27 protein-coding genes are annotated in these 24,110 nt (G+C 50.2%); 7 read left to right on the top strand and 20 right to left on the bottom strand.

Going from position 1 to position 24,110, the window contains the following annotated elements; all coding sequences use genetic code 11:
* The 11 genes from IPI86_RS15125 to IPI86_RS15075 form a co-directional block, all read right to left on the bottom strand.
* Nucleotides 1-238, bottom strand: a 238-nt coding sequence (locus tag IPI86_RS15125; protein ID WP_345298842.1) for a hypothetical protein, incomplete at its 3' end; no start/stop codon positions are given.
* Nucleotides 239-300: 62 nt separating this feature from the next.
* On the bottom strand, nt 301-441 hold the full coding sequence (locus IPI86_RS15120; RefSeq protein WP_345298841.1) for a hypothetical protein: 141 nt from the start codon (nt 439-441) through the stop codon (nt 301-303).
* Nucleotides 442-956: 515 nt separating this feature from the next.
* Entirely contained in the window at nt 957-1,397 is a 441-nt protein-coding gene (locus IPI86_RS15115) for a hypothetical protein (RefSeq protein ID WP_345298840.1), read from the bottom strand.
* A gap of 435 nt (nt 1,398-1,832) precedes the next feature.
* Entirely contained in the window at nt 1,833-2,060 is a 228-nt protein-coding gene (locus IPI86_RS15110) for an ATP-binding protein (protein WP_345298839.1), read from the bottom strand.
* Nucleotides 2,061-2,383: 323 nt separating this feature from the next.
* Nucleotides 2,384-2,704: an ATP-binding protein gene (locus tag IPI86_RS15105; RefSeq protein ID WP_345298838.1), complete on the bottom strand. Its 321-nt coding sequence runs from the start codon at nt 2,702-2,704 to the stop codon at nt 2,384-2,386.
* On the bottom strand, nt 2,679-2,858 hold the full coding sequence (locus tag IPI86_RS15100) for a hypothetical protein (RefSeq protein ID WP_345298837.1): 180 nt from the start codon (nt 2,856-2,858) through the stop codon (nt 2,679-2,681). Before IPI86_RS15100 ends, IPI86_RS15105 begins: the two co-directional genes overlap by 26 nt.
* Before the next feature lie 123 nt (nt 2,859-2,981).
* Entirely contained in the window at nt 2,982-3,278 is a 297-nt protein-coding gene (locus IPI86_RS15095) for a GAF domain-containing protein (RefSeq protein ID WP_345298843.1), read from the bottom strand.
* A gap of 251 nt (nt 3,279-3,529) precedes the next feature.
* Complete coding sequence (locus IPI86_RS15090) at nt 3,530-3,880, bottom strand: PAS domain-containing protein (protein ID WP_345298836.1); 351 nt, start codon at nt 3,878-3,880, stop codon at nt 3,530-3,532.
* 36 nt (nt 3,881-3,916) lie between these two features.
* Nucleotides 3,917-4,117, bottom strand: a complete 201-nt coding sequence (locus IPI86_RS15085; protein ID WP_345298835.1) for a PAS domain S-box protein — start codon at nt 4,115-4,117, stop codon at nt 3,917-3,919.
* 1 nt (nt 4,118) lies between these two features.
* Nucleotides 4,119-5,207: a PAS domain S-box protein gene (locus tag IPI86_RS15080; RefSeq protein WP_345298834.1), complete on the bottom strand. Its 1,089-nt coding sequence runs from the start codon at nt 5,205-5,207 to the stop codon at nt 4,119-4,121.
* A gap of 178 nt (nt 5,208-5,385) precedes the next feature.
* Nucleotides 5,386-5,721, bottom strand: coding sequence for a hypothetical protein (locus tag IPI86_RS15075; protein ID WP_345298833.1), 336 nt, complete (start codon nt 5,719-5,721; stop codon nt 5,386-5,388).
* 644 nt (nt 5,722-6,365) lie between these two features.
* Here IPI86_RS15075 and IPI86_RS15070 point away from each other — a divergent pair.
* Nucleotides 6,366-7,286, top strand: a complete 921-nt coding sequence (locus IPI86_RS15070; RefSeq protein WP_345298832.1) for a hypothetical protein — start codon at nt 6,366-6,368, stop codon at nt 7,284-7,286.
* A gap of 2 nt (nt 7,287-7,288) precedes the next feature.
* Entirely contained in the window at nt 7,289-8,518 is a 1,230-nt protein-coding gene (locus IPI86_RS15065) for a hypothetical protein (RefSeq protein ID WP_345298831.1), read from the top strand.
* Between the two features lie 3 nt (nt 8,519-8,521).
* On the opposite strand, the gene IPI86_RS15060 is transcribed toward IPI86_RS15065, so the two are convergent.
* A complete protein-coding gene (locus IPI86_RS15060; RefSeq protein WP_345298830.1) occupies nt 8,522-9,109 on the bottom strand; it encodes a hypothetical protein in 588 nt (195 codons plus the stop codon).
* Nucleotides 9,110-9,251: 142 nt separating this feature from the next.
* Here IPI86_RS15060 and IPI86_RS15055 point away from each other — a divergent pair, with 142 nt between their 5' ends.
* A complete protein-coding gene (locus tag IPI86_RS15055; protein ID WP_345298829.1) occupies nt 9,252-11,444 on the top strand; it encodes a SulP family inorganic anion transporter in 2,193 nt (730 codons plus the stop codon).
* Between the two features lie 94 nt (nt 11,445-11,538).
* Here the strand turns inward: IPI86_RS15055 and IPI86_RS15050 are convergent, their stop codons facing one another.
* From IPI86_RS15050 to IPI86_RS15040, 3 genes are all read right to left on the bottom strand, one after another.
* Nucleotides 11,539-11,946: a protease inhibitor I42 family protein gene (locus tag IPI86_RS15050; RefSeq protein WP_345298828.1), complete on the bottom strand. Its 408-nt coding sequence runs from the start codon at nt 11,944-11,946 to the stop codon at nt 11,539-11,541.
* A 222-nt stretch (nt 11,947-12,168) separates the two neighbouring features.
* Nucleotides 12,169-13,518: a PAS domain S-box protein gene (locus IPI86_RS15045; RefSeq protein WP_345298827.1), complete on the bottom strand. Its 1,350-nt coding sequence runs from the start codon at nt 13,516-13,518 to the stop codon at nt 12,169-12,171.
* A 152-nt stretch (nt 13,519-13,670) separates the two neighbouring features.
* Nucleotides 13,671-14,738, bottom strand: coding sequence for a winged helix DNA-binding domain-containing protein (locus tag IPI86_RS15040; RefSeq protein ID WP_345298826.1), 1,068 nt, complete (start codon nt 14,736-14,738; stop codon nt 13,671-13,673).
* A 99-nt stretch (nt 14,739-14,837) separates the two neighbouring features.
* Here IPI86_RS15040 and IPI86_RS15035 point away from each other — a divergent pair, with 99 nt between their 5' ends.
* Both IPI86_RS15035 and IPI86_RS15030 read left to right on the top strand, forming a co-directional pair.
* Complete coding sequence (locus IPI86_RS15035) at nt 14,838-15,815, top strand: alpha/beta hydrolase fold domain-containing protein (protein ID WP_345298825.1); 978 nt, start codon at nt 14,838-14,840, stop codon at nt 15,813-15,815.
* A gap of 208 nt (nt 15,816-16,023) precedes the next feature.
* Nucleotides 16,024-17,181 (top strand): exo-alpha-sialidase, encoded by a 1,158-nt coding sequence (locus tag IPI86_RS15030; protein ID WP_345298824.1) that lies wholly within the window; start codon nt 16,024-16,026, stop codon nt 17,179-17,181.
* A gap of 110 nt (nt 17,182-17,291) precedes the next feature.
* On the opposite strand, the gene IPI86_RS15025 is transcribed toward IPI86_RS15030, so the two are convergent.
* The 4 genes from IPI86_RS15025 to IPI86_RS15010 all read right to left on the bottom strand — a co-directional run bounded on the left by IPI86_RS15025 (nt 17,292) and on the right by IPI86_RS15010 (nt 21,370).
* Entirely contained in the window at nt 17,292-18,512 is a 1,221-nt protein-coding gene (locus IPI86_RS15025) for an NAD(P)-binding domain-containing protein (protein WP_345298823.1), read from the bottom strand.
* Between the two features lie 154 nt (nt 18,513-18,666).
* Nucleotides 18,667-19,548, bottom strand: a complete 882-nt coding sequence (locus IPI86_RS15020) for a type II CAAX endopeptidase family protein (protein WP_345298822.1) — start codon at nt 19,546-19,548, stop codon at nt 18,667-18,669.
* Between the two features lie 266 nt (nt 19,549-19,814).
* The gene (locus IPI86_RS15015) at nt 19,815-20,459 is read right to left on the bottom strand and encodes a CPBP family intramembrane glutamic endopeptidase (RefSeq protein WP_345298821.1); all 645 of its coding nucleotides are present in this window, start codon (nt 20,457-20,459) and stop codon (nt 19,815-19,817) included.
* Nucleotides 20,460-20,710: 251 nt separating this feature from the next.
* The gene (locus IPI86_RS15010; protein ID WP_345298820.1) at nt 20,711-21,370 is read right to left on the bottom strand and encodes a helix-turn-helix domain-containing protein; all 660 of its coding nucleotides are present in this window, start codon (nt 21,368-21,370) and stop codon (nt 20,711-20,713) included.
* 84 nt (nt 21,371-21,454) lie between these two features.
* Here IPI86_RS15010 and IPI86_RS15005 point away from each other — a divergent pair, with 84 nt between their 5' ends.
* Both IPI86_RS15005 and IPI86_RS15000 read left to right on the top strand, forming a co-directional pair.
* Entirely contained in the window at nt 21,455-21,913 is a 459-nt protein-coding gene (locus tag IPI86_RS15005) for a hypothetical protein (protein ID WP_345298819.1), read from the top strand.
* Nucleotides 21,914-21,940: 27 nt separating this feature from the next.
* A complete protein-coding gene (locus IPI86_RS15000; RefSeq protein WP_345298818.1) occupies nt 21,941-22,225 on the top strand; it encodes a hypothetical protein in 285 nt (94 codons plus the stop codon).
* A 141-nt stretch (nt 22,226-22,366) separates the two neighbouring features.
* Here IPI86_RS15000 and ettA read toward each other — a convergent pair whose 3' ends face one another.
* Nucleotides 22,367-24,040 (bottom strand): energy-dependent translational throttle protein EttA, encoded by a 1,674-nt coding sequence (gene ettA / locus IPI86_RS14995; RefSeq protein WP_345298817.1) that lies wholly within the window; start codon nt 24,038-24,040, stop codon nt 22,367-22,369.
* Between the last annotated feature and the right edge of the window lie 70 nt (nt 24,041-24,110).

The raw sequence follows: 24,110 nt of genomic DNA, 5'->3' as shown, positions 1-24,110 counted from the left end.
CCGCTATCCAGATCTTGTAGAGACGTTCAATCCCATCGAGTTCGGTTAGCGGCATATTTTGAACCCGCCGATCGAGATCGGTTTCCAATCCCGACGCAGTCCACTCATGGATCATGGAGGAAACGATCTGATTGCTCCGCCGTTGTGTTTTTGGAATAAATAGGCATGCGAAGAGCAAATTCCCTGCTGTTCCTTCCAGAACCACATTGATGGTTTCGCGCCAATTGGCCGTCTTCAAAAACTGCCCAGCGGAGAAGGTAATGGCTTCAAGCAGTGATTACCTGTTTCTCCAAATTGAATTCAGCCAGTTTGCGGTCCGCACATCCTGAAGAATACCGATGAGGCATACGACACATCGGATTCATCGAACATCTCAACGGCACTGTCATTCAACCAGCGTTCTTTTCCGCCTGGTAAAATCACGCGGATATCGATTGCCACGCACGGAACATTCCCGTGCGAACGCGTCGAACCACATCCTCAACTGGCAATCCTCTCCCTTCTCCAAGCGGAATATACTTTATGATCTTGTTCCATATCTGGGGTGAATTCTTCCGCAGGGTAACCAACGATCTGCCCAATTCCCTGCCGATGAATGCATAGCGGTCTTGATGATAACCGATGGGCGGGAACAGCCTCCGCTGCCTCAATCGCCTGACGATAGATCCGTTCAGATTCCCTGCAAGGCCGAATCACTTTCGCGCTGGATCGCCGCATCGAGTACGCCACCAGCAATCTTGAGCATCCACCTCCGCAAAATTCCAATCCCGCTCCTTTTCGAAATCATCGAACCCGATCGTGCCCCACCATTTGTCCATTTACAAAAAAGGGGAACCTCCAAATGGATTTGATCCCTAACGCAGAAAATACTCCCGTTCAGCGGGAAGGAATGAAGATATTTCCCCTACAAACGGCTGTCCATCCATCAAAGTCTGATGATAATGTTCAAACCTTCATCATCCAAAGGTGAGTTTTGAAATTCGGGGTTTATTCAGGTCGCTTGGATATCCGGGCGCGGTCCATTCAAAGCGCATCGAATCAAACGGCTCATTATTGGGTCCGCTGTGATGTTCAAACAGGTAGGCATGCGAGGCGTGGATCGTTTTACCAAGTCGTTCGAGAACCGTACTTGATATTTTGCGCCAATCAGGCGCCTTCGAAAGTGTTCCCCTTAAGAGGAAACGTAATGGATCTCCGATGGCCTCGCGCTGATGCAGGCTGTCTTCTGCAGATTTCCATTCTGCGACCTCCCTTTGCAGCATCGAGAGTCCCTTGAAAAGATGTTCCGTCAGTCTGTATCCCAAAATAGCCGTTGCAACGATGATAATGCAGGCTGAAAAGAAATCTCCCGGCACACTGCGCACAAGAACCCCGGGCGTATAAAGACCCCAATTCACCAACACCAGCCAGGCAACACAGAATGTTCAGAAGAACCAGAAGAACAATGTCCTTTTTCACAAAGGTGACCAGGCTGGCGACAATGAGAATCAGCGAAAAACGCCATATTGCTGAGTGTGGTGAATGCCGAGTCCACGGGTGGCCAGCAACGTATTCGTCAGGATCAACATGATGGCAAGCGATGTGGCGGCAAGGTCGAATTCTTTTCATTCACAAAGAAGGCTGCAATCGGCAGAAAAGCAAATTCGACCCGAGGATGGAGCAGCCACAATGTTCTGTGGTCAGTACAGCAAATACTCCTCCGCCAGGACGAGCGCTGTCACACCAATGAATAAATTAAAGATCCTCGCGACACTGCGAACATTTCAGTGGAGGCATCATTGAACGGGTCACCTATAATTTTTTACTTAAATCGCTATCCTTCATAATTTATCCTATTTGGGTTTGAATGCACTTTTCCATTTCCACATGCTTGATGGGCTGGGCAGGTGAAACAAAAACGTGGAGCCCATGCCTGTTTTTGATTCCACCCAGATACGGCAACTGTGAGTTTCAATGATCCTTTTTACAAGGGCAAGTCCCACGCCCGTACCCTCAGACTTTGCATCCAATTTATTGAAAAGGCCGAAAATGAGTTCGTAATGGTCGGAGACAATGCCCATGCCATTGGTGTCCTGATGAAAAACACCAGACGGTCATTCTCCCGTCCTCTGAGTCCGATCTCGATGTATGGAGCGGTCTGTCCGCCCATATATTTGGCGGCGTTATCAATGAGGTTTTGCATAACCTCTATCAAACGATGGCGGTCTCCATAAACATCCGGCGAGATCGGGTTGAATATAAGTCGCAACCTTGGGCATTTGGAGGCAGAGACCACAAACATTTACAGGCCGGATTTAATGGACAGGGTGAAATAAAACGTGGCGCCAGCGCCCACTTTCGAATCAACCCAGATACGGCCGCCATGGAATTTCGATAATCCGCTTCACAGGGCGAGCCCCACACCTGTGCCCTCGGACTTTGCGTCCAGCTTGTTGAAGAGACCAAAGATACGCTCGCGATGTTCGGGGTCGATGCCGATGCCATTATCCCTGACAAAGAATATCGCGCGGCCATTATCTTCGCCCGCCTGACCGATCTCAATATGCGCGAAATCTGGTCGCCCATGTATTTGGCGGCATTGTCGATCAGGTTTTGCAGAACCTCTGTCGAACGCTGACGATCTCCATAAACAAGCTGGCAGGCTGGGCTGAGTCCCGTTCGAGGGGATAGTTGCACCGTCACACCCTGTTTCTCGGCCGCCCATGGACGATCTCCCCTGCATCATTCACCAGGCTTTCAAATTGAATCTTCTCGGCGGATTCACTGATGCGGCCAACCCTCGATAGTTCCAGCAAGTCTCTGAGCAGCAAATGCATTTTATCAACGGCATCCTGAATGCGCTGGATATCTGATTTCACGCGATCTATATTGCCTTGAGGCTGTATCACCTTTCAAATAGCCAAGAAATCCATTGATGGTAACAAGCGGCGACTTCAGGTCATGTGACACGGTATAGGTGAAGCGTTCGAGTTCCGCATTCTTTAATTCCAATTCTTGATGAGTTTCTCGCGTTCACCCAATTCGTTTTGCAGCTCGGTGAAGAGACTTGCATTCTCCAGCGCGATCGCCACCTGATTGGCAAAGGTGACAGCCAGTTGGGTATGACGCTCATTGAATTGATTCTTCGACTTGCCATCCAATGCGATCAAACCGACGATCTTTCCGCGGGTCTTCAATGGAATTGCCAGCCAGGAATTAACGTAGGTATGCGGTTCCTGATTAAAGTCGTTCAATTCCTCCTGAACATTGTTATTCAAAACGTAGGGAACCTTCCCCAGAAGAATCGGGAGGGCGGAGTTGTTTTCGTTTACATCCAGTTCGATTTCAATGGCGGTGGCCTGAAAAAGGGGAGGCGGATCACGGCCACAAATAAATTTTGGCGGCTATCCTCCCATCTCCACACGGAGGCGCTGTCATATGGGATGACGTGCCTGATCTGATCCAAAATGTGCTGAAGGATCTCGATGAATTCAAACGTGCCGACAATTCCCGCCAGGCTTTCGCGGCAGTGTTTCAGACTCGGTGTTCTTCAACGCCAGTTCCTCGATCGGACTCTCACGTTCCGATTTGACTTTTTGCGGTCGGTAATATCGCGTTGAATACCGAAGAAACCTGTAATGCGTTTTTGGTCATCGTACATGCAGACATAATCGCCCTCGAACCAGACGGGGGTGCCATCACTTTTGCGCTCGTAGGTTTGCAGATGCAGGTGGCCATCGTCAAACAACTGTCTGCGCAAGCGTAGTCCCTGCTGGGGGTCGTGCGCAAAGATATCACTGGAAGTAAGGCTGAGGAATTTCTCACGGGTGACCTGATACTGCTCCAGCATGGCGTTATTTACATCTGTGTACCGCTGGGTGGCGAAAATGTAATTCAGCATTTTCTCTTTATTGTCTGCATTACCCAGGGTTGAGGTTCATCGAACATGCAGAAGAAGAATCCATCCAGCGATTGGTTGAAAAAGGCTTGAAGAAGCGCTGCTGGTTTTTTGCAGGGCCCGTTCGGCATGCTTGCGCTCGGTGATATCTTCAACGGTCCCTTCAAAATAAAGAGGATCGCCGTTTTTGTCGCGGATCAGCTTCACATTTTCGCGCACAGAAAGAAAGACGCCATCCACCCTAGGTCCAGCGGGTTTCAAAGTCGCGCACCTCTCCCATCGTGTTTATGGTCTGAAGGAATTCACTTTGGGCATAATCTACGATGACGGGATCACCCACCCTGTCATGCCGCATCAACTCTGCGACTGTTTCGAAGCCAAGCATGCGGGCAAGCGTTGTATTGGCCAGCAGAATGTTTCCATCCAATGTGGTGCGATAGAGTCCGATAGTCGCGCTCTCGAATACACTGCGGAAGCGTTCCTCGCTTTCACGCAGCGCCTCCTCTACCTGTTTGCGTTCGGTGATATCGCGCACATTTGCAACAATGATCTTTTCCCCGTCATAATCCAACATGCGGGCGCTGACCTCTGTGGGAAATTTCGTCCCATCTTTTCGGCGGTAATTGGATTCGAAAATGAGACCACCAGTTTCACGCACGAGCGCAACTCTTTTCTGCCACACCTCCAGGTCGGTAATGTGCTCGGCAATATTTACCACGCCAAGCTGGAGCAATTCCTCGCGGCTGTACCCGAGTTTGTCGCAGACGGTCCTGTTGAAATCGATATATCGACTGGTTTGCGGGTCGATCAAAAAAATGCAGTCATTCGATTCGTCCATGAGCTTTCTGAATTGGAGGAGTTTATCCTCTGCCTGCTGACGCTCCAGTTCAACATTCTTGCGAAGTGTAATATCTTCGGCAGTTCCTTCGTAATACAGGATATCCCCATTTTCATCATAAACCGCACGGATGTTGGCGGATACCCAGAAAGTGGAACCATTCTTGCGATAATCCTGAGATTCGAATCCCGTGACCGACTTCTCCGCATCAAGTTGACGGCGAAGGGCATCTCTTTGCTCGGACGATACATAGATCTGGGATGAAATATCCGTGACAAGCCGCATCATTTCCTGCGGGGATTCATATCCATACATCCGCGCCATGGCTGGATTCACGTTGAGGAATTTTCCATCCACAGTACTTTGAAAGATCCCATCAATGGAATTATCCACGATGGCTCGATATTTCTCCTCCGCCAGCCCCCGTTCTCTCAGCTCTTTTTGAAGCAGGAGAGTATTTTTAAACAGGGTTTCAGTAAGAAAACGAACCATGAATGCGGTTACCAGCAATGACAGAGCCGCTGAAGCAAAATCCCGGACACGCTTTTCACAAGCGATTCAGGGACAAATAAGCCATACAATTCCCCAAACACAAGCCATGCTACACAGCCGATCGAGAAGGCCGTCAGAAATATCATGGTCCGCTTCCTGATCACTAAACTGGAAACGATCAAAATGACGGGAAGCCCAGGTTGCTGATCTGGTGGATTCCCAATCCGACGGTCGCCAGGACTGTCAACAGGATCAATAACACGACCGCAAGGCAGACGGCTGCCCATTCAAATCTCTCGCGGCGAACAAGAAAAAGCGGAAAAAGAACGAAAGGGACACTGGCGACTAAAAATTTGATCGGCGGAATATTATTGGTTGAAAGCGAAACAAGAACCCCCACCAGCATAGAGATAAGGATCGAGATCGTGAACCAGTAAAATATTCTCGCAACCTGTTCAGTACTTCCATAAACATACAGCGGGAGGTCGTTTCTATGATCAGAAGGAATATTCATAAATGCCTTTTTCCTTGAATTCAGTCATTGGCTGTCTTGAGCAACCACCGAAGTTCTAATGCGGCTTCAACAACCAGAACTGAAACGTCAAAATGGTTCCTTCAGCATGGCAGGTTAATTTCAACATATAATTTTTTCAATGCGGGCTGTGGGCAGACCGCACAGGCGCTCCATTCTACAACTATTGTACCTCGCGAATTTGAGCAAAATGCCCGTCCAATATGACCGAAAAGCTATTGCTGATTCAATCATTTGAAATATAATGCTTAATCATTATCGTCATTATTGCACTCAACACATGGTGGTCAGCTTTAACATGGAAACTCTCACCTCAAACACCATCAAACATCTCGAAAACAGGTTTAACGCTAGTCAAATACATAAACCTCTGCGCACGGAGCGTTACGACGCAGGGGATCGTATTTCATATGACGTTGCCTTGCTCACGGGGGAAAACGGTCAGGACACAGTACGCGTTTCATTATTGATCGAAAAATTCGTAGGCGGTGGGTTTGCAGGGCAGGTATATAAAATCCGCATTCTTTCTGTGGATGGGAATAACAGCCCATTCAAGATCAACCACATGTATGCACTGAAGATCTTTATTCCCCCCTTCACGCGGCGCACTTTCTTTCAGGAATCTATTGTATGGGGTCGGCTTTCAAGGTCCCTTCCAAATTCAGTGCAACCCGGTCGCGGCTCGCGCTGGTGCACTTTGGCAAAAGTTCATTCGCCGCGCCGCAAGCATACGATTCAAGGATGAGAATGCCGTCAACGATGTTCACGGGATATTGGTCGATGAGCAATTGGGAAGCTGCGGCGAAATCAGCAACTGGGTGGATGGCCGCACCTGGCGATTGGAAGTGGATGAACACGCCGACCTTCTCGCGCGGTGGGAAAAGGGTGAGATCGCCGATACAGCCACCATTGGATCGCTCGAATATCGTTCAAAAAAAATATTCCTACGCGACTTCTCCACCCTGCTGCATGAGATGGGTGCGCACGAATTTGCCAGACAATATGAATGGTCTACCTGGAAGAGTCAGCCGAATGTCCTCAAACGCTTAGAAACGGACCTCGAACCTGCTCGCGGGTTAACCGCAGTGGACTTTCGGGCAGGCCTGACCCTGCTCCCCTTCCTGCCGATGAGTCCAGGGGATGTCATGCTGATCGCACAGGGAATCAAACGCGGAAGCCTGGTTCAATTTGATCGCGGCGATGTCGGCAAACTTGAAACATTCGTAAAAAACAACCCGACAGATTTCTCTGATATGCTGCCCCTGCTGGATGAATTAAAGACCTGCGAGCAGGTGTATCGAAACTCCGTTCCCGATATCACTCATCATCGTTTCGACCTCATCCGCAACAAAGCCTTGCACGTCACCATTACCGACAGCACGATCATTGGCTGGCGGGTGAGAAACATCATCGACCAGAAAACCGAAGAACGCCTGCGCAAAAGCTGGGGATTCTTCCTTTTCTTCGTTCTACTGGGGTTGATTCCTTTTTGGGAAAAGCCTTTCGACTCGCCCTTGGCCGGCAGGATTATCGCAGGCATTATTTAAGCATGATATCCAGCATTTCATACCTCCAACGTGCCCTGCTTGCCAGCCGTATGGAAACACTGATCCGCTGGTATCGTGGAGGCAGGGTTACGGATGCGCATGTGGAAAAGATATCCTCCTCCCTGCCGCTGTATCTTTATCACCTTCCGCTTTCGTTCTTACCGGGCAAGTTCCACCGCTTTTTTTCAGATCGCAGGTTCTTCGTTGATACGCTCTATAACATCATCGTCCGTCCCATCCGCCTGTACTTCAACCCCGTGCTCCGTGAGGAATGGCTGCGGGAGATCGTCAGCGAAGGGCAAGAGAGACAGGTACTCTCCAAAGAAGACGCAGAGGAGATTCTTTCACAGATCCACGACCCGTATATTCACAAATATCTGCAAAGCCTTGCCGTGCATGTTGGAATGTCACCGATCACCCATGTGATCTCAACCGGGCTTGCGATCCTGTATATTCTTAATCACCCCGAGATGCCCCGTGCAGAAGCCTATGCCATGGCCGCCGGGATCCTGGCTTTTTTTCAGATCATTCCCGTTTCACCGGGCTCGTTTGCACGCGGACTCTACGTACTTTTTCTCGCGATCAAGGAGAGAAACTTCAAAGACTACAACCTTGCCCTGCCTCTCTCTTTCTTCAAATACGTTGGATATATTTCCTTCCCCATCCAAATGACATACAGTTATCCCACCCTTGCCCGCTGTATGGCAGGTTTCTGGGCAACACGGGTGGCGCGGATCATTCCCGTATTCGGCGAAGGCGGCGCATTGCTTGAACACAAGGCATTCAACTTTTTCTACAACTGGCCGCTGACCATTCGTCGAAAAATGAACGAACGGGCCGAATTGCGAAAGACGCAAAAGACCCGTTCATGGCACGTGTTACTGATCGTCATGATCTTTTCGCTCACGAGCTGGCTGCTTCAGAATTTGCACGTATCCATCAGAGGCATGCTTCCTGCATTCGGGGTTGTGGCACCAGTTTTGATCCTTTTCGGGTTTCTAGGCGGGGTCATTGTGAACAGCGGAAGCGGCGGCTCTTCCTTCTCAAGAAGGGTACTGATGGCGCTCACCAGCGGAGTGGTGATCGGCCTTCTGGCTGCCCTCGGCCTGTTATTCTTCGACCCTGAAACGGAAGTAAATCTCATCGATTGGGCATCCACGATCATCTGGTGTTCCTTCATCACCGCCACATTCAGCACCACGGGCGCAGTTTTGACCGAATTCAAAGTATAGAGTTCATGATATCCAGATCATATACTGCTCTTTGATGAGCCACTCCCCGTTGACCTTTTCCATCAGAAAAAAATCACCGCTGCCCATCAAAGGCCCCGCTACATTCCCCACATAGATCACAGCCTCGTCAAGGGTGTTGTTAAAACCCACTCGCGAGAAGATGGTGTACCCATAAGAGCCTGGATATTTTTCTGTGAGGAGTTCGCCCCAATTGGGTTGGCTCGAGATTTCGGCAAGTTCCTCGTGACTCAAGAGCACGTATTCCACACCAAGGTCCATATCTGGAGAAAGCTGGACGGACTCCACATTGCGCGCGGCAAAACTTTCAACCGTTTCCCTTGATATATCCTTGAAACTATTCCTGAGTTGTTCCTTCAGCTCCTGCGGGGTATCCCCGCCAATACTGGAGGAGGTTTCCTCCAAAATAAGCGCGGGGCCTGTGCTTGCGCCAACAAAGAAGGAATAGACAGCCTGTTCCTCCTTCTCAATATCTGCAGCGCTGGGTGTGGGCTTCGGCATAAGTGTGGAACAAGCCAATGTAAGCAATACGGGCATGAAGATCAATACCTTTTTGAACGATTGTGTGAACATGATCCAATTCTCCTTTTTGAAATTTCCTCAAGGACAATTCTTACACATCATTTGTTCCGACCCCAAGTAGGATATTGGTCATGGATGACAACGCGCTTATAATCGGACTCGAACTGTCAACAATACCTAAAAGAGGCAACCCATGAATATACAGGAGTTCCAACTCAAAAAGATTCTGCCGATTGCCACCATGGGTTTTGTGGTGGGGGCCATTGAACTCCCTGTTCTAATTTCATTTGGTGTCCTCATCTACTCCGGGGACCTGGCGCAATATTCATCCATTGGGATCGGCATGACCCTGTTCAGCGCGATCATTTTTCAGCTGACCATGGCTTTTGCAAGTTCATCGAGCGGCAGCATCGGCGGGCCGCAGGATAGTCCAGCGGCGATTCTCGCCGTGGCAGGAGCAACTGTCAGCGCGGCAATGATCGGGGCTTCCATCCAGGCGCGTTTTGCCACAGTGGTGGCGATGATATTCATCACGACTCTTTCAACAGGGTTGATATTCCTCCTGCTTGGGACATTCAAGCTCAGCCGTTTTGTTCGCTTCGTTCCCTACCCCGTGGTGGGAGGCTTCATCGCAGGAACGGGGCTGCTGCTGATACGAGGCTCGTTCAATGTCATGTTGGATGCGTCGATCGGGATCGCGAACCTTGGCATACTACTCACCCCTGAAGCCCTGATACGCTGGCTGCCCGGCGTGATCTTCGGTCTTGCACTGGCTTTGATCACACGAAGATCCAATCACATTTTGATCACACCTGCCATGCTGACGCTGGGCGTGACGCTCTTTTATATTTATCTATTCATCTCCGGTACGAGTCTTGTGACAGCGCGTGAATTGGGCTGGGTGTTGGGTCCTTTCTCCGAAGGCACTTTGTGGAAACCAGTGGATATGGCCCTGCTGCAAGGCGTGGACTGGTCCATGCTCGCGGGGCAGGCCAGCAGCATCGGCGCTGTAATCATGATAAGCGTCGTGGCACTGCTGTTGAATGCCAGCGCCATTGAATTGGTCAGCATGGAAGATATCGATATGAATCGCGAGTTGGTTTCGGCGGGAATCGGAAACCTGCTCGGCGCATTCACCGGCGGCTCGGCAGGATACCACTACCTAAGCCTCTCAGCCCTTCCAATGCGATCAGGAATTCGCTCGAGGCTGGTCGGTGTTTTCCTGGTCTTGATCCTCGCTGTTGTTTTGATCTTCGGGGCAACCCTGCTCTCGTTGATTCCAAAATACATGGTCGGTGGATTGCTTTTCTTTGTCGGCTTATCCTTCCTTGCAGAGTGGGTATACGATGCATGGTTCAACCTGCCAAAACTGGAGTATGTCCTCGTTCTGGTGATCATTGCCGTCGTCGGCTGGGCGGGATTCCTACAGGGTGTGGCAGTTGGCATATTGGCGGCTGTCATCTTATTCGTGGTCAATTACAGCCGCATCGATATTGTCAACCATGCGCTCACAGGTCTCACCTACCGCAGCCGTGTAGACCGCCCCATGGAACATCACAAATTATTGGATGGCAAGGGAGACCAGATCACCATCCTGCAATTGAATGGATTTATCTTCTTCGGCACGGCGCAGGGATTACTGGGACGGGTACGCAGCCGCATCGCAGATAAAAGCCAGCCTGCGCTACGATATCTGGTTTTGGATTTTCGACGCGTTTCGGCGCTGGATTCATCGGCAGTGTTCAGTTTCATCCGCATCCAGCAAATGGCAGATGCAAACGGCATCCACATGTTCCTGACGGAAGTGCCGCAAAGCATACTGACCACATTGAAAACAGGCGGCGTAAACATGGAGACCGTGCGAACTTTCCCCAGCATGGATGAAGCCGTTGGCACTTGCGAAGACAAGATCATCAAGAGCGAGGATAGCTCCGCAATGGGCTATGCAAAACTCCTGAATTCAAGGTTAAAGCAAGCTTTCTCTTCCAAAGAGCAGGTGGATAAATTTCTTCACTACCTTGATCGTGTGGAGATCGAAGCAGAGCAAGTTCTGATACGTCAGGGCGAACAACCTGCGGCCATGTTCTTTGTAGAAGCAGGCGAACTCGCGGCCATTCTGGAGATCCCGCCCGATAAGATCCTCCGCTTGCGAACGATGGGGCCGGGGTCCACTGTCGGGGAGATCGGCATGTATCTGCGGATTCCGCCCACGGCTACGGTGGTTGCGTCTGTTAAAAGCGTGGTGCATAAATTGAGTGTCGAGTCGCTTGAAAAAATGGAAATCGAAAATCCAGCACTGGCCTCCGGCCTGCACCGCTGGATCGTGCTGACACTTTCGCAGCGTCTTTCCGAAAATAATCGTACCCTCGAAGCATTGTTGAATTAAGTAAGTTCTAGGTAGCAGGGCTTATCCAAGAAGTCCAAAATAAAAAGAGGGAACATCTGAGGCGATGTTCCCTCTTTGCTTTTAAATCGTTCGGCTATTCCACAACGATCGAAAAGCGGGCTTCTTCATAAGATTCACTTTCGGATGGTGGGTAATTCCCTAAAACAAGAATGGATTCACCTGGTGCAACTGCCTTGAAGGTCCACACTTCCACGCCGCCGGAGCCGGGCATGGCTGGTTCGGAACCCACATATTCTCGCGAAACAAACTCAAAATGAGCATCATCCAACGGACCAACGATTTCCCAGTGATAGCCCGTGGACGCGTTGGCATTCATCACGATGGTGAAGGTCTCACCCGCCGCTGCACGAATTGGCTGGGATGGATCGTTCACGGCAGGCAAATCTGTGCCTGAGGATTCTTCAGTGGGCAAAGAACTGGTAGGGGTGCAAGCCGAAAGCAGAACGGCGGACATGAGCAAGACAAATAAAATACGTTTCATGGAGACTCCTGTAAACTGGGTATTTTGCAACGGCAATTCGACGATACCCATCCCAGGTTTGTTCCCGTTTGACAGAAAAATGATTATTAAGCCACCTTACGCAGTGTCGTTCTGAGCGGAGCGAAGAACCTCTGAATTCAGGAGTAGAGACCCTTCACTCCGCTCAGGGAATCATGGTTAGGCGCGTAAGGTGAATTATTAAGCAGCCTGTTCAGGCAATCTCTAAAGTTGGTTGTTGCAGACACTATCAGAGAGGGAGGATTGAGTCAGAAAATGATGGAACTGGTAACAATTTCGAAAACGCTTCGCATGATACATGGCAATATCCGCTTTGCGAAGCAGGGTCGCAGCATTGTCACTTTCGGGCGTTAACAGGCTGATGCCAACACTGGCAGTAACCCTGATACTTTTGCCCTCGATCTCCATTGGCTGAGAAAGCGTTTTCAACACTTTTTGAGCGATCAACTTGCAGCCGTCCAAATCTGCCAACCCTTCGATGATCAAAGTAAATTCATCTCCGCCCATGCGTGCAGCCGTATCAGATTTCCGCAAACAGGTTTGCAGGCGTCGGGCGGCGATCTTTAGCAGCTGGTCTCCATATGCGTGCCCATATCTATCATTAACCTCCTTGAAGTTATCGAGGTCAAGCAACATCACGGCAAGGAAGCCATGAGATTCACGCCTGGCGCGGTCCAGCGCGAGATTCAATCGATCCTGAAAGAGTTGACGGTTCGGCAGGTCAGTCAACATGTCATGCATGGCCAGGTATTCCAAACGCCTCTCAGCCTGTTTACGCTCGGTGATATCGCGCACGATTCCCCCGATCCGCTGGCCGACATTGGTCTTGTAGGTATACATCATGATCTCGACGTTTCGATAAACCCCATCCGACAGTTGAAACGTCGCTTCATAAGGCAGATTCAACCCGGGGCCGCGTCCAGAATCGAGGACCTCCTTGAAGTTTTGTTTCAAGTTTTCGAGAAGGACGTCTGAACGAAGTTCTTCAGGCAAAAGCTTCCAGTGGATGTCCCAGATCGGCATCCCCATTACATCGTCCCGTTTCAAGCCTGAGATATTCTCCTGCCCATGATTCCACTCAACAACCGACCCTGCCTCATCCACCATGAAAATCCCATCAGGCGATTGCTCCACGAGGCTGCGAAATTTTCGTTCGCTGTCGATCAAAGCCTGCCCGGCCTGCTTCCGCTCGCTGATATCCCGTAACAGACCGATGATCTGATGATTAGACAGCATTTTTCCTGTGATCTCAACAGGAACACGAGTACCGTCTTTTCGGATAAATGCGCTCTCGGTAGTGACCCGCTTTTCCGTGGCGAGCGATGCCAGCTTCTCCTGAATATGATCGAGTTCATCCGCAGGGTGAAATTTCATTACAGGCTGACCCAGCAATTCCTCTCTCGAATAGCCCAATATCTCACAGCCGCGCGGATTCATTTCGATCATCGCCCCCTGATCGTCGATCAGGAAAATCCCATCACCAGCCTGTGAAAAAATACTTTGAAAAAATTCTTCCGATACTGCATTCCCCTGTCTGAATGGACTGTGCGACATGGCTCACCTGTGAAGAAATTTTTTTATCAACGAGGCATCTTGTTATTGAATTGCTCGATCATTCTTAAGGGTTCGCCGTATTCTACCGTCGAAACATGGAATCGCCTCCAAATCTGACCATGCATGTCTTATAAGCGACAGCCCACTACACTTTACGCAGGCAGCTCGATTCTCCTTTCCAGAAATTCGCCGTAATGCACGCATGCGATTTCGAGCATTCTTTGCAAAGCTGGCTTGATCTGTGCAAAAAACTCAAGCTCAAGGATCACCTTGTCTTTTTTCACCACGCGTTTCCAAACTCCCATCGTTTCCCCATTGACCACAATGGTTGGATGAAAAATGCCATTGCTCGAAACCGCCCGCTTGTGGTTTTCAAAAGTGATCGTCGCGCTTCGGTCTTTATAGCTGATAATGAATTCATCGAAAGCAGGCAGCAGGAATACTGAATCTTTGGCTTTAACATCAGATTCGATAAACCAATAGGTTTTCGAATCAACCGCCGCTGATGAAAATTTCGATCTCACCATATCGAGTGCGCGTTTCGAATCCCCTGCTGAAAGACCTGACCACCAGTTGAAATCATCCAAAGTGGCGGGACCATGACTGGAAAAATATCGCTTCGCCAGTAACGCCAACGCCTCCTCCCGACCGATGGGCTGGGTCTGTGGAACCCATTCATTTAACAAGCTGAAAGTTTGTTTGCCGCCTTTGGTCTTGCCGCTGCAAATAAGGCCATCCAATTCCGCCGCTGCGAAAATATGCGATGCGCGATTCTCATCGGTGGCAATATTCACCTTGTTGAATTCGACGATCAATTCATCGCGCGTGGAATGATTCCCATCGCGCAGGATCTTTTCCATCACCTTGCGGCTTTTTGACAGCACAGATTCGGTCAAGCCCAACTCTGTGTGACGCGTTTTCAACGTTCTCCTGATCTGCGGCGCGGTCAATTCCAGCATCCAGCGCAGATCATCTGCTGAGACCAGGTGCCAAGTTGGCCGCAAAACATGCGTGCGGATAATTTCCGCGCTATCCAGCGCAGCCTCCACAAATTTATCGGTGGCATTTGTAAGCCGTACACCCACCGCCCACTTCACCATCGCAGTATCCTGCGCCTGCATGGCTCCCATCCACGCGACAAGATCCTTTGCAGATTTAAATCGCGTCCCTGCAATTTGCTGATTGACAAGGCGGAGATTGGCAATTTCTTTGAGGTTCATTTATATATTTTCCCATACTTCGTCGGTGGCAGGGAAAACAAATGCTGATGTATGCCTGGAGTAAAATCCTCCCAATCACAACGGGAGAAGAATCCACTTATGGAACAAATCCATCCTGAACTGCGGCAAATGGCAAATAGAATTCCAAAATTCTCGGTTACCTCGGGAAATCTTTGGCTGTGGCGCTTTTTGACAAATTTACGAGGCGTAACGAAAACCCCAAAAGATATTCAGATTCAAAACATCTTCATTCCCGGCAAGGATGGGAAAACAAAAATACGGCTGCGCGTTTACAAACCCAGGTCAATGCCGGGCCTGGTGCCCGGGCTGGTCTGGCTGCACGGCGGCGGATATGTGATGGGCAGGCCGGAAATTGACGATCTCGCCTGCATTCAATTTGTACGCGAGCTGGGCATTGTGGTCATATCGGTGGAGTATCGTTATGCACCGCGACACCCATTCCCCACACCGTTGGAAGATGCATACACAGCACTGCAATGGGTCAATTCACATGGCAGACAGATCGGCATGGATAACCGCATCGGCATCGGAGGTGAAAGCGCCGGTGGCGGGCTGGCAGCCTCACTGGCACAGCTTGCGCATGACCGAAAAGAGATACCACTAACGGGGCAACTTCTGGTTTATCCCATGCTGGACGACAGGACATCCATTCGCGACGATCTGCCCAAGGCTGAGATAATGTCGTGGAGCCCGATCAGTAATCAGTTTGGGTGGGAGGCGTATCTCGGTCAAAAATGTGGAATGGAAAATACGCCCGCTTATGCGGTCCCATCCAGGCGTACAGATCTTTCAGGGCTGCCTCCAACGTGGATCGGCGTGGGGACGCTGGATTTATTCCATGATGAAAATGTGATCTACGCACAAAGGTTAAAGGAGTTCGGCGTGGAATGTGAACTTCATATCGTTCGCGGCGCATTTCATGGCTTCGATGCCATTGCCCCTAAAGCCAGGATCGTTCAGGAGTTTCAAATGTCTCAAATTGCCGCATTGAGAAAATTCCTGTTTTCTGTAAAACAAAATTTTATAGACCCTGAATTATCGATAAGGGACGAATAACATTGCGGCTCTTGTTGCTTCCCATCGATACGCTCAAGTGACAATGGGAGTCTCATCTACGGCGCAATTCCCGAATATATTCGTGTGGCCGAAATCTCCCAAACCCCACTTCAGGCACATAGAAACTCCCGCTAAATACCATATATTTTGTCTGAATTGGTGATAAAATAATTAGAACATATTTTCTTTTTAGCAAAAGGAGTTTCATATGAGCAAAAAGACAATGGTTTTTGTCGGCACGGCCAAAGGCGGCTTTATTTTCGAAAGCGATGCAAAACGCCAAAAATGGCAAACCAGTGACATCCTATTTAAAAGTTGGAACATGATGCACATGAAATTGGATCCACGTGATCAGCGCTTGCATGCGGCGGTCAGTCACTTTGTTTATGGGCCGACCACCCATTATTCAGATGACCTTGGCAAAACGTGGACTCAGGCGAAGCAGGTTCCTTTAATCACACGCCCGTCGAAATCTGGCAGGCCTGCCAGCACAGTGGACGAAGCTTTTCGTTCCGAGGGCGGAGAGGATATAAAAGATAAGCCTGAAAAGATGATCCAGGTTTGGAACATCACTCCCGGGCGTGCCAGCGAGCCAAATGTATTGTATGCCGGTGCACAGCCCGCCTCCCTGTATATCTCAAAAGATCGCGGCGAGACCTGGGAACTCAACGAGACTCTCTTCGACCACCCACACCGCGGTCAGTGGAACCCGGGCGCAGGCGGTTTATGCCTGCATACGATCGTGCTGGACCCGACAAATGAAAAGCGGATGTATATCGCGGTGTCGGCGGCAGGCTGTTACCGCACTGACGATGGCGGCCAGACATGGCATCCGTTCAATAAAAATGTACGCGCAGATTTCATGCCCGATAAATTCCCCGAATTTGGGCAGTGTGTGCACAAAATGACCATGCATCCATCCGACCCGAATGTGTTGTACCAGCAGAACCACTGCGGCATTTATCGCAGTGACAACGCAGGCGAAGACTGGATCGACATCGGCGAGGGCAGACTGCCTTCACGTTTCGGGTTCCCGATCGCGGTCCACCCTACTGATCCACGCACGGTGTATGTGGCACTCGAAGAAAGCGATGAATACCGCATGAGCGTGGACGGAAAGTTTTCCGTGTGGCGCAGCCGTGATGCAGGCGAAACCTGGGAGCGCAAGACAAAAGGCCTGCCCGATAAAGCACACCTCGTTGTTCTACGTGAAGCCATGGCAACAGATACATTTGAAGACGCAGGGATTTACATCGGCACAAATACAGGTCAGCTATTCTACAGCCGCGACTCCGGCGAAAGCTGGGAGATGTTGGCCGATTTTCTGCCGCCGATCCATTCGGTGGAAGCAGCGGTATTGGAATAGAAAACAACGGGTTCAAAAGAAAAGTGACAGTCACCCGCTTCGCGATGTGGCTGTCACTTTTTACGTCTCATTTTCCGCGAGTAGCTCGTTTTGAAGGAGCATGCACTGATTTACTTCGTTATCTCTGCAACAACAGACTCCACATCTTCTTTCACACCCAACAACAGCGCAGACTTGCGCTTGCTCAACCAATTCATGCCGACAAAATACAAACCAGGGTATTGAGTCACGCCGCGTTGCGTAATGGGGAATCCATCTTCATCGGTGACGGGTAATTTCACAAAGCTGCAGTCAAACGTGTAACCCATTGCCCAAATGATGGTTTTGACCTTCGCCGATTTCAACTCAAGTTCGGTGACCTCTTCCGCTGAATATCCATCTTGTAGCTCGGGTAATGTCTCCAGCGGCGCGTCGATACCCTTGGCAGCGATGTACTTATCGATCATCGCGCAAATATCTTTTTCGGCTTTGTCGGTTCTGGCAAGGGTCTCCTTGAGGTCAGATTTGAAAGTGACCCTGCCGCCGTCAGCGCCTGCGATGTGACCCAGCAAGGTAACGCCGTCACGCGCGAACTGATGCAAGTTGAGAGAATGCCCACCGTTCTTGCCGCTCAGTTGCGGGTTGGCTCCGAAACGCGCTTTGGGCGAAGGAAGTTTATCGGGCGTTTGCTCAAAAAAGCCCACATCCACCAACCAGGCAAAGACATCCCGCCCGCGATAACGACGCGGGGCACGCGGCGCAAACCCAACGCTGAGGTATACCTTGCGCCCGCTTTGATACAACTCCTCGGCGATCTGCAAACCCGATTGCCCCGCACCAACCACCAACACCGCGCCGTCAGGCAATTGCCCTGGGTTGCGATAAAACCCTGAATGAAGTTGCTGTATATCGGTGGGGAGATTCGAAGCGAATGCGGGGATCTTCGGCTTCTGGAAGGAACCCGTCGCGATGACCACATTCCTGGCTTGAATCATTCCCGCCTCTGTCTTGACCTGATAGCTGCCTCCGTCCATTGGGGCAACTTCCAACACGGAGGTTTTGAAGCGCACGGGCAGATCATACTTCTCGATATAGCGCTCAAAGTAAGCGATGATCTCCTCTTTGGGCAGATACCCGTCAGGGTCGTCGCCGTCATATTCCGCGCCAGGGAGTTGAATTGTCCAATTGGGCGTAACAAAAGTGAACGAGTCCCAGCGGTCGTTGCGCCAGGCATGGGCGGGTTTCTCCGCCGCTTCAAAGACGACATGTTCGCGTCCCAATTGTTTCAAGTGATAACTCGTTGAGAGTCCCGCCTGCCCGCCGCCTATGATGATTGTTTCGATCGTTTCCATGTCTTGCTCCTTTACCGATAAGCTGATGGTTACAACACATTGTTGATAAAAAAGATGCAAGGCGATGTTTCGTCACCGAATGGTGAGGTAACAAAAAGGACGGGGCACTTCGCTAATCACCAAATGCGTGCAGGTGCGGTCGAAGAAGCAGCGGTCATGAAAGTTTGCGGTGTCTTGTGTACAGATAGATTAACACTGCCCCAAGAAGAGTTATTGGGAGAATAATAAATCCCGCTTCTGGACCAAACGCTCCACCCGTCCAGAATTCTGGACCCGAAACTGAGATGTGGAACAAACCAGGACGATCATAGCCCGAGACAGGGAAGCCAAATACTGCGCTTTCAAAGAAGTTCCAGCCGAGATGCAAACCAATTGACAGCCATAATTGTCCCGTGCGCAGATATCCATAAGCGAGAAACAAGCCAGCCAGAAAAATACCAGCAACTGCCATCCCATTGCTGTTTGGGTTGGACAAATGCTCAATGCCAAAGTAAATCGAGGAGATAAGAATGCCCCATGTCAGATTGAGCCCGCTCGCGAGAGATTGCATGATGTACCCTCGATAAACCAGTTCTTCATTCCAGGCGACAAATATGAACCATACAAAATATCGAAAAGTTTGAGAAATGACCATGGATGGGGTCTCGGTTTCCCATGCAAACGAATCGAACTTAAGCCATCCCATGGAATATTCAACTGCGTAAATGATAAGAAATAATATGAAAGGTATGGCGATGCCCACCAGAAGATCAAAGCCTGCCTGTTTATTGATACGAAAGCCAAGGCTTGTAAACGAGCGTTTATCTACAAAACGGCGCGTAATATAAATGGCACTCGTGACTACGACAAAGTCAATCCACAAGCCGATGATGAGGCTGGTCGGTCCTGACATGGATAAGGCGCTGCGAATCCAGTCAACGATATTGAAGAATACACCCGTCAGAATCACTGCGATCAATATTCGCCAGCCAGCCCGCAGGCGGGACTTGTCGTCCGTTAGAAAGATATACGATGGGAGCGTACGGAGTTGATTCATTGCGGTCTCCTCTATCAAGCGTTGATTTTGCTATCAATAGGTTAGACCTTTTATTCCCGCATTAGTTTCAATACTCAAGAACTGTCTTTTTCCCTAAGGAGTATTGCCTTGGATTAAATGTTTGAGAGTTCTGTGGCATATAAAAAGTGACAGTCACCTAGCAGGTGACTGTCACTTGGTCTTGGCTTTTCAATGTTCTATATTTCACCCGAGGCGGAGTCAAATCCTTTCCATGGTTTCATAATTCGAACCGACGCAAGGCGCGCCTAAAAGCCGTTATCCACAAACAGGGCGGTGAAGGCGAAAAGGTTGACAAGGATGTGGGCAGGGGTGACCGCCTTCAAATTTCCATTCGCGCGGGCAACCCATGTCCAAAGCAGACCCAGCCCGTAGGCACCGCCGACGAGGGCGAGGAAACCATCCTTGTATATAACGCCATTTGCGAACCATAGCGAGATGTGCCAAGCGCCGAAAAGGAGCCATGAAAAGAGGAAGCCAATGCGCGAATCGTTCGGATATTCAAACAGGTACAAACCTCTCCAATACAGTTCTTCGATGGAGCCGTTTAATAGAACGACAATAACCAGAAACACGCCCGTAGACAAAGTCAACTGTGCGACATTGGGCAGAAAGGACACGAAGAACAAACCAAGCACAGGGATGAACGCGGCGAGCGAAATCCACTTTGCATATTTGCCGTTGTTCTGGTTGCGCCACAGGCTTTTGATGACATTCATATTCCCGCCTGTGACCAAACCAATGATGACGAGACAATAGACCCAGTATCCCGCCAGCCCAGTAACGTAGCCCCATTTTGCGCCAAAAGATGATGTGGTGAATTGAATCAACAGATAGGTGAAGGGGAGCATGAACAGGGAGGAAATCAATAAAATACGTTTCTTGTTTTGCATAAGTGCCTCCAGTAAAGTAGGGGCGACGTCTTGTCGCCCGAGGTTTGATGTAAACAAAAAGGGGCGGGGAGACCTCGCCCCTACGGACATTAGCGTTTCAGCGTTCGGTATTTCACGCGATGCGGAGTGAGGTCTTTGCCGAATTTTTCTTCCATCATCGTTTCGTAATCGGACCAGTTGCCGATGTACATTTTTATAACGACCTCGTCTTCGAAGAGTCGAAGTACCGGCGTTGATAGATGTAAGTGTGGCTATGAAAGCAGAAGTCTTATGAGGGTATCAGATAACCATAGTTCATACTCTTCGCCCGACCAGCCACGATCTCCAACCAGCAGGTTGTAAATCTCTGCGCTTGCCAAAGCCCAAATGGTTTCGACTGCGGTTAGTTTGCTCAACCCGCTTCGCAGAGGACCATTTGCAAGCAAGCAGTCTATGAAAAAGCCCATGCCTTGATATCGGTCGTCCAGGTATTTCTTGAGAATTTTTTTTATCTCAGGTTCGGTTTTAGAGGCGGCACGGACAACTTCCACAAGAGGGGCGATATGCGAGAAGAATATCTGCATTCGACTGGCAAACATTTGGATTTGCTTTTGTTGGTCCCGTTCCAATGTAACTTCTTGGATGTATGTACGCAGCATAATGGGAATTGGACTGCCATCCATGCCAGACGCAAGATCCATCGCACGAGAAAGGATGGTTCGTTTATTCCTGAATACGGAGTATATCGTTTCGGGGGATGTTTTCGCCTTGCGGGCAATGGCTTCGATCGAGACGCCAGAATATCCGCTCTCGATAAACAACTCCCTCGCGGCTTTGATAATTTGCGCGTGTGATTCAAGCGCCTGCGCCTGCCGACCGCTGGAGTCATATTTACGTTGGGATGTTTTTTTGCGGGATATTTCTCTTGACATTTTGCTTGATTTATTTTATCATAAAATTCAATACAGTATTACTGTATTGAATTTTAGTTTCATTTTGCGAGAGGAGAGAAAATTATGTTCACACACAATAAGATCGGTTGGGGAAAATGGATTGTTGTCACCCTTATCCTTGGCGTTGCCGCCTTTATCGCGAGTCCCAGCGGTCCGTTGGGCGGTTTCTGGGGTCTGCATGCGGAGGATCCAGGTCCTGTTGGAATGCAAAAAGCATTCTTCATTCTTCTTACCATGATTCAATCCCTTGCCTTCGGGTTTGGCTTCGCTTTTCTACTTTTTGGACGGGAGGCTGTTAGATCATTTCTGCCTGTAGAGGGCGGCTTAGGTCTGGCGGTACATTTTGCAATCTCCTGGTCCTTGTTGAGTTGGTGGCCCCATAGCAACCTGCACCAGACACACAATCCTGACAACATCAGCGGGCTGTTGGCGATCGAATATGGCTTCCATGTCACCCTGATCCTTGGCGGATTCATCATCGCTTCCTTTATCCTTATGAAGTCAAAACAAAGTCAATCCTGATTTTTATCGTAAAGCAAAGGAGCTTTCATGTATAAGTTATGTATAGAACACCCTGTTCCAAGTTACGAGAAATGGAAGCAGGCTTTCGATAGCGATCCTGTTGGGCGCGAAAAGATGCGGGTACGTCGTTATCAGATCCTGCGACCAGTGGATAACCCCAACTATGTCATGATTCAACTTGAATTCGATACAGCTAGCGACGCGGAAGCATTGCACAACGCCATGCGTGCGGTCTGGTCGCGTGTGGAAGGGACGATCATGACGGACCCCAAAGCGCAGATCGTGGAGATCGTTGAGACAAAAGAATATTGATACAAAACGTCCCGAAGGTTGTGAACCTTCGGGACGTTTTTTATGTTATTGCGAGCGGTTGTTGCGAAGCAATCCCCGACTTAATGAGGAGATTGCTTCGGGCGAAAAACAAGAACACCCTCGCAACGACATGAATCTTATTTATCGTTTCAACGTTCTGTACTTGACTCGATGCGGAGTTAAATCTTTGCCGAATTTTTCGGTCATCATCGTTTCGTAATCGGACCAGTTGCCGATGTACATTTTGGCCACGGAGTCGCCTTCGTAGACGATGAGGTGGGTGCAGATTCGGTCGAGGAACCAGCGGTCGTGGCTGACGACTAGGGCGACGCCTGCGAATTCGGTGAGGGCTTCTTCGAGGGCGCGCAGGGTGTTGACGTCGAGGTCGTTGGTGGGTTCATCGAGGAGCAGGACGTTGGCGCCTTCGGTGAGGGTCTTGGCGAGATGGACGCGGTTGCGTTCACCGCCTGAGAGGATGCCGACTTTCTTTTGCTGGTCGGAGCCTGCGAAGTTGAAGGATGAGACATAGCCGCGTGCGTTGACTTTGCGTTTGCCAAGCTCAAGATTTTCTGCGCCGCCTGAAATTTCTTCGTAGACGGTTTTCTCAGGGTCGAGGGTGCGGGTTTGGTCGACGTAGGAGAATTTGACGGTGTCACCGATCTTGATGGTGCCGCTATCGGGAGTCTCTTTGCCTGTGATCATCTTGAGCAGGGTGGTCTTGCCTGCGCCGTTGGGACCAATTATCCCGACGATAGAGCCTGGAGGAATAGAGGCAGAAAACCCGTCGAGAATGAGGCGGTCGCCGTAGCTCTTGGTCACCTTGTCAAATTCAAAAACGAGATCACCGAGGCGCGGACCAGGCGGGATGTAGATATCCAGTTCTTCGCGGCGTGCTTCGGCTTCTTGCCCCAATAATTTTTCGTAGGCGGTGACGCGGGCTTGTCCCTTTGCCTGACGCGCCTTGGCGCCCATGCGAATCCATTCGAGTTCGCGGCTGAGAGTCTTTTGGCGCTGGCTTTCGGCTTTTTCTTCGAGGCGCAGGCGTTCCTGTTTTTGTTCGAGCCAGGAGGAGTAGTTGCCTTTGTAGGGGATGCCGTAGCCGCGGTCGAGTTCGAGGATCCAGCCTGCGACGTTGTCGAGGAAGTAGCGGTCGTGGGTGACGGCGATGACGGTGCCTTTGTAGTCGCGCAGGTGATGTTCGAGCCACGCCACGGATTCGGCGTCGAGGTGGTTGGTGGGTTCGTCGAGCAGGAGAACATCGGGTTCAGTGAGCAGGAGTCGGGTGAGCGCGACGCGGCGCTTTTCTCCGCCTGAGCAGACCTTGATGGGCGTATCCGATGGCGGGCAGCGCAGGGCGTCCATGGCGAGTTCGAGGCGGCTGTCGAGATTCCAGGCGTCGTGCTTGTCGAGTTCTTCCTGCAGTTTGGCTTGCTCTGCCACGAGGGCGTCGAAGTCGGCGTCGGGTTCGGCGAATTTGGCGTTGACCTCATCGAAGCGCGCGAGCATATCGACGATGGGTTGCACCGCTTCTTTGACGCACTCGATGACGGTTTTGGTTTCGTCGAGTTTGGGTTCCTGCTCGAGGTAGCCGTAGGTGTAGCCTTTGGCTTGCGAGATCTCGCCGATGTAGTCTTTGTCGATGCCTGCGATGATGCGCAGCAAGGTGGATTTGCCCGCGCCGTTAAGACCGAGCACGCCGATCTTGGCGCCGAAGTAGAAGCCGAGCGAAATATCGCGCAGGATCATTTTGTTGCTGATGGGGATGAGTCGCCCCACTTTGTTCATGGAGTAGATGACTGAGGATTCGTTTGCCATAGTGGGGTTCTTCCAGTGAGTAGATGAGTAGATGATTAGATAATTCGATATTAGACGGGGCGTATTGTAT

This window comes from Candidatus Villigracilis affinis, assembly GCF_016705895.1.
Taxonomy (GTDB): Bacteria; Chloroflexota; Anaerolineae; order Anaerolineales; family Villigracilaceae; genus Villigracilis; species Villigracilis affinis.
Note: the sequence above shows the minus strand (reverse complement) of the source record. Positions and strands in the feature narration are given on the sequence as shown.

What these genes read in the sequence shown, in the direction of transcription:
- IPI86_RS15110 (WP_345298839.1), bottom strand. Translation starts at nt 2,060, where the DNA reads ATGGGCATTGTCTCCGACCATTACGAACTCATTTTCGGCCTTTTCAAT.
- IPI86_RS15105 (WP_345298838.1), bottom strand. Translation starts at nt 2,704, where the DNA reads ATGGGCGGCCGAGAAACAGGGTGTGACGGTGCAACTATCCCCTCGAAC.
- IPI86_RS15090 (WP_345298836.1), bottom strand. Translation starts at nt 3,880, where the DNA reads ATGCTGAATTACATTTTCGCCACCCAGCGGTACACAGATGTAAATAAC.
- IPI86_RS15080 (WP_345298834.1), bottom strand. Translation starts at nt 5,207, where the DNA reads ATGGTTCGTTTTCTTACTGAAACCCTGTTTAAAAATACTCTCCTGCTT.
- IPI86_RS15075 (WP_345298833.1), bottom strand. Translation starts at nt 5,721, where the DNA reads ATGAATATTCCTTCTGATCATAGAAACGACCTCCCGCTGTATGTTTAT.
- IPI86_RS15065 (WP_345298831.1), top strand. Translation starts at nt 7,289, where the DNA reads ATGATATCCAGCATTTCATACCTCCAACGTGCCCTGCTTGCCAGCCGT.
- IPI86_RS15060 (WP_345298830.1), bottom strand. Translation starts at nt 9,109, where the DNA reads ATGTTCACACAATCGTTCAAAAAGGTATTGATCTTCATGCCCGTATTG.
- IPI86_RS15055 (WP_345298829.1), top strand. Translation starts at nt 9,252, where the DNA reads ATGAATATACAGGAGTTCCAACTCAAAAAGATTCTGCCGATTGCCACC.
- IPI86_RS15050 (WP_345298828.1), bottom strand. Translation starts at nt 11,946, where the DNA reads ATGAAACGTATTTTATTTGTCTTGCTCATGTCCGCCGTTCTGCTTTCG.
- IPI86_RS15045 (WP_345298827.1), bottom strand. Translation starts at nt 13,518, where the DNA reads ATGTCGCACAGTCCATTCAGACAGGGGAATGCAGTATCGGAAGAATTT.
- IPI86_RS15040 (WP_345298826.1), bottom strand. Translation starts at nt 14,738, where the DNA reads ATGAACCTCAAAGAAATTGCCAATCTCCGCCTTGTCAATCAGCAAATT.
- IPI86_RS15035 (WP_345298825.1), top strand. Translation starts at nt 14,838, where the DNA reads ATGGAACAAATCCATCCTGAACTGCGGCAAATGGCAAATAGAATTCCA.
- IPI86_RS15030 (WP_345298824.1), top strand. Translation starts at nt 16,024, where the DNA reads ATGAGCAAAAAGACAATGGTTTTTGTCGGCACGGCCAAAGGCGGCTTT.
- IPI86_RS15025 (WP_345298823.1), bottom strand. Translation starts at nt 18,512, where the DNA reads ATGGAAACGATCGAAACAATCATCATAGGCGGCGGGCAGGCGGGACTC.
- IPI86_RS15020 (WP_345298822.1), bottom strand. Translation starts at nt 19,548, where the DNA reads ATGAATCAACTCCGTACGCTCCCATCGTATATCTTTCTAACGGACGAC.
- IPI86_RS15015 (WP_345298821.1), bottom strand. Translation starts at nt 20,459, where the DNA reads ATGCAAAACAAGAAACGTATTTTATTGATTTCCTCCCTGTTCATGCTC.
- IPI86_RS15010 (WP_345298820.1), bottom strand. Translation starts at nt 21,370, where the DNA reads ATGTCAAGAGAAATATCCCGCAAAAAAACATCCCAACGTAAATATGAC.
- IPI86_RS15005 (WP_345298819.1), top strand. Translation starts at nt 21,455, where the DNA reads ATGTTCACACACAATAAGATCGGTTGGGGAAAATGGATTGTTGTCACC.
- IPI86_RS15000 (WP_345298818.1), top strand. Translation starts at nt 21,941, where the DNA reads ATGTATAAGTTATGTATAGAACACCCTGTTCCAAGTTACGAGAAATGG.
- ettA (WP_345298817.1), bottom strand. Translation starts at nt 24,040, where the DNA reads ATGGCAAACGAATCCTCAGTCATCTACTCCATGAACAAAGTGGGGCGA.